The organism is Spiroplasma endosymbiont of Megaselia nigra (genome assembly GCF_003987485.1).
Taxonomy (GTDB): domain Bacteria; phylum Bacillota_I; class Bacilli_A; order Mycoplasmatales; family Mycoplasmataceae; genus Spiroplasma.
Map to the genome: position 1 here is coordinate 1 of NZ_RCOO01000088.1, position 4,552 is coordinate 4,552.

Here is a 4,552-nt window from a genome sequence, read left to right on the forward strand (position 1 = left end):
CCCAAAATCTAAATATTAATTTAAATATTCTTAATCAACACCCAAACGAAAGAAACATTATACAAGCTTTTATGTTTAATAATCGAGATTTACCACTTGAATTATCAAATATATTAAGGGTTTCAAATATAAGAAATGGGGGAGCTAGAATTTATGTTCCAGAAGGAAATACTAGGTACTATGGATCAGTTCAAGTTGAAATTAATGAAGGAAGAAGTTATATATTTCCGCAAGAAACAAGTTGATAATTTATTTTTTTAATAAAATTAACAAACTTTATAAAAAATAGAAGAGAAATATATAAAAAAATATTAACTATTTTAGGAACAATCACTTTAATAGGAACAAGTACAACAAGTTTAGTTGCTTGTAATACACAACAAGAATATACAAGCGAAGAATTATATAAATTAAAAAAAGAAAACCAAATAAATACTAATAACCAAGAAATTAAAGACAATTTAGAATGAATAGCACCACAAGAAAAAACATTTAAAGAAGTTAATAATAGGTGATATTTTGTTATCTGACGTGGTGATAAAAATTATGATTGAAAAATTGTAAAATTTCAAAATAATATTGAAGTAAATAAAGGTCAAATAATTGATAATACAGGTGATTTTACACTTAATTTAACTTGAGCTGTCGATAGTTTTGATTTAACTATATATGCTCCAAGAGCATTTAAAAGTTGATATTGAAGATTGGTTAATAAAGAAAAAATTAAAGCAGTTTATCGTTGAAATAATGACAGTGAACCAAACATGAATATTAAAAATGAATTAAAAAGTTATTTAAATTTATAAATTTAAATAACTTTTTACATTTCTAATTTAATTAATGATATTTTTTCATTATTTTTATTAAATAATTTTAAATTATAAATATTAATTTTTTCTTTTTCTGTAAAAATTGTAATATCATAATTCCCATAACTTCATATACCCGATATTTCAATTTGATTTAAAATAAAAAGTTTATCATCAAAAGTTATTTTAATATTATCTTCAACTAACTTTTTAGCTATATTCATTCAATCTGCTTTAGAATAAAGTAATTTATATCATTGCGAAAAATAGTTTAAATATTTTTCTATTTTGTAATTAGAAATAATTAAATTAGTTAAATATTTGCCATATTCACCATCAGACAGTTTGATTTCTGCTGGAATAAGTGAAGGAATATTATTTGTCTCTAACTCATTTGTTATTGATAATCAATTGAAATAATTTGCTTCTAATTGATAAACTTTATTTTCTGAAATATCTTTGTTTTTAACAGTTACTTTAATTTCATTATTATCGTTACTATTAATATTATTTTCTAATTTTAAATTTCAATTTGTAATTTGTCCGGTTTTTGGGTCAATAATTGGTGTATCTGGTTCACTGTCATTATTTCAACGATAAACTGCTTTAATTTTTTCTTTATTAACCAATCTTCAATATCAACTTTTAAATGCTCTTGGAGCATATATAGTTAAATCAAAACTATCGACAGCTCAAGTTAAATTAAGTGTAAAATCACCTGTATTATCAATTATTTGACCTTTATTTACTTCAATATTATTTTGAAATTTTACAATTTTTCAATCATAATTTTTATCACCAAGTCAGATAACAAAATATCACCTATTATTAACTTCTTTAAATGGTTTATCATTTGCATAAAATTCCATTCAGTAATTAATTGGTTCTGGTATAATGGAAGTACGGCCACTAAAATTAAAATATGATGAATTTAGTTGAACTTTACAATTTTCAAATTCTCAATATCCAGTTTCTACCTCTCGTGGATTAGATATTAATTCAAAATAATAAGGGGAAAATAATTTAACATCATCATTATAACCTTTATTAATGGCATATTTGCTATATGTATAATTTGAAAGCATATAGATAATTTGTTTAAATCTTTTGAAAACATTTTCATTAATAGATGTGATATTATCTAATTTTCAATTTTCAAACAAACCATCAATTACATCTTCTGGTTTTTGTCCTTCAAATTGTTGACGCAGTTCGGCCGCTTTATTTGTGGGGTTACCTTTTTCATTGTATTTTGCTCCTTGAAATTTTCTATCATAATTGTAGCTATATGTTAAATAATTTAATAAAACCAATCTTAAACCACTTTTATTTATTAAATCTAAAATATCTTTTCCTTGATAGTTTTTGGCTATACTTCATGGTAAAAAGCTTTCAGTAAATCAATATTGAAATATTCGTACATTAGGGTTTGTTTCAATTGGCATTGATAATAAAGGTACTAAATTAGCATTTTCAATTATTGATGATGGATAAGAATAAACACCATTGATATTTCCTCAACATTTGATATTACCAAATAACATTGATTTAGGATATTTAATTTCAACCCCAGTAAACACTGTGTCTTCGGACAATGATTTTTGTAATACTAAATGAATACTATTTTGATTTTTTCATTTAAAATCAGTCACCTTAACTAAATGCGTAGATTTAATAATATCAACACCATCAGGTGTATAAGGGCGTTTATATTCTTCGATGATGTAACATTCATTTTTGTTGTCTTCGCTAATTGGTTCATTAATAGATATTATTTTTAAGTCTAATGTTTCTAAAAATGCTTTGTCTTGTTTTGAAATATTATTAATTAAAATATCTTTTTCATCAATCATTACATAACTTGTACTATTATCTTGGACTGTGGTATTTTGTTGAACTTGTAATTTAAAATTAAAGTCACTAATTTCATAACCAGTTATTTTAATATATTCATCTTTGTTAATAAAACCAATTTTAACGCTATTTTGAGAGTAGTTTAAGGTTGGTTTTTGCTTTGTCTTAACAAGATTATTAATTTTATAAATATACAATGTTCTGGCACGGTCTTCTGTAAATAATTGTTCTAAATCAGGGTCACTATACTGCGATTGATTAGCAAAATCTAACGGAATACTATCAATTGAATAATCAATTGGTTCATTATTTTCTGCTAATTTTGCTAACATTTTTTCAGATGGTTTTAACATTATTCTTGTTCTCCTTCTTTATTAGGCATATTGATAATAGTTTCGTTGTTTTTTAATTGTCTGTTTAAAGTAGCATTTACTGGTAAGCGAACATCAACAATTAATTCATCAATATTTTTAATATTGAATGTTCTACTATTTAAAACAGCATTATCATATTTAATTAACTTAATAACGAATTCAGTTAATTTAATTTCTCTAATATATATCATTTGTTCATATGATGCGTTTGTTTGAATATTTACACCAGCAACTTCTGCTTGGGTTTGTTGGGCTCCCTTAGCAATAGCGGGAACATGATGGCGATTTATTTTATAGTAATTAGTTAATAATCAATCATATATTTTGGTTAATTGTTCACCTTTAAAATTACCAGCAATATAGTCTACTGGTTGAAAATTACTATCAGGATCACCTTCAACTAATAACAAGTCATTTTCAATAAATGAAGCCAACATTTTACTAATTTCTTGGTCAACAACACCAGTCACGCCATTAGTATTAATGGTAAATTTACCACTATTTAATAATGGGTCTAACATTATCTTTTCAGCAATAATATCTAAAATACTAGCAAATTGTTTACCATAACGAGCAGAAGGTTCAAAATTAGGGTTATTAGGAATAATTTCAATTGGTATAAAATTAAGTGGTAATATTTCTTCTCTTTGTAATGTTGTATAGTTATTTCATTTTGCATCATCAATATATAAGTCCGTAATAGTACTGTATAGTCGTGTTTTTAACTTTCTAATAATTTTTACTTGTTTAGTTACAGCATCAATTTCTAATTTTTCAGTAATAAAAACACTCTGGTCATTTTTAATATAATGATCATAATCAAAAGTGCAAGATACTAAATTACCCAATTCATCATACTGGTCATTGTAAAAATCAATATTAATAAAATTAAGTTTTGAATTATTAGCAAAAATAAAGTATGCACCTTTACCATTCTTATTAATTTTATATTCATTGTATCAATTCTTATTAGTAAAGTCCTGTGTTTTTAAAAAGTTATTAATTAATTTAGCATCCAATTTTTGATTAGTAAGTGGATTATAAATGTTAATTTCTAATTCACGCGGATTTAAAAAATTAGCATTATCTTCACAAATTCTTTTTTCTAAAATATCATTATGTTTTTGAACAGTAACATTTTTACGATTATTAATCGTTGTTGCTAAATTAAGATAATAACTATCAATATCATAACTCTTTTTTAATTTCTTTTTGGCAGGTAACAATCCCATTTATAACACCTCTTTATTTTGTATCTTCTTTTTTAATAACATCTTCAATGCTATCTTCTTTTTGTTTTTTATTATGTGTTTTGATAAATCTAATTGTTTCAATAATTAAAACTATAATTCCTGCACCGATAAGCATTGCTGAAACAATAACATATGCTGGTCAAGAAATACCCAATGTTCTTTCTCCTATAAAACAAATAATAATTCCTGCAATAAAAAACAATGATGAAACTCCAAAGATTTTCAAAAACATAATTACATCTTTAACTTCTACTTTTGGCAT

General features: G+C 24.2%; 4 protein-coding genes and 1 pseudogene. 2 read left to right on the plus strand and 3 right to left on the minus strand.

What is annotated here, in order from left to right:
- The coding region (locus tag D9R21_RS07125) for a hypothetical protein (protein WP_206609236.1) at positions 1-248 on the plus strand (248 nt) is incomplete at its 5' end.
- A gap of 60 nt (positions 249-308) precedes the next feature.
- Positions 309-368, plus strand: a pseudogene (locus D9R21_RS08665) (hypothetical protein); the annotation flags it as partial.
- Between the two features lie 452 nt (positions 369-820).
- Here D9R21_RS08665 and D9R21_RS04455 read toward each other — a convergent pair.
- The 3 genes from D9R21_RS04455 to D9R21_RS07135 all read right to left on the minus strand — a co-directional run.
- Positions 821-3,016 (minus strand): hypothetical protein, encoded by a 2,196-nt coding sequence (locus D9R21_RS04455; protein ID WP_126821264.1) that lies wholly within the window; start codon positions 3,014-3,016, stop codon positions 821-823.
- Entirely contained in the window at positions 3,016-4,269 is a 1,254-nt protein-coding gene (locus D9R21_RS04460; RefSeq protein WP_126821265.1) for a hypothetical protein, read from the minus strand. Before D9R21_RS04460 ends, D9R21_RS04455 begins: the two co-directional genes overlap by 1 nt.
- A 13-nt stretch (positions 4,270-4,282) precedes the next feature.
- Positions 4,283-4,552, minus strand: a 270-nt coding sequence (locus tag D9R21_RS07135; protein WP_206609237.1) for a hypothetical protein, incomplete at its 5' end; no start/stop codon positions are given.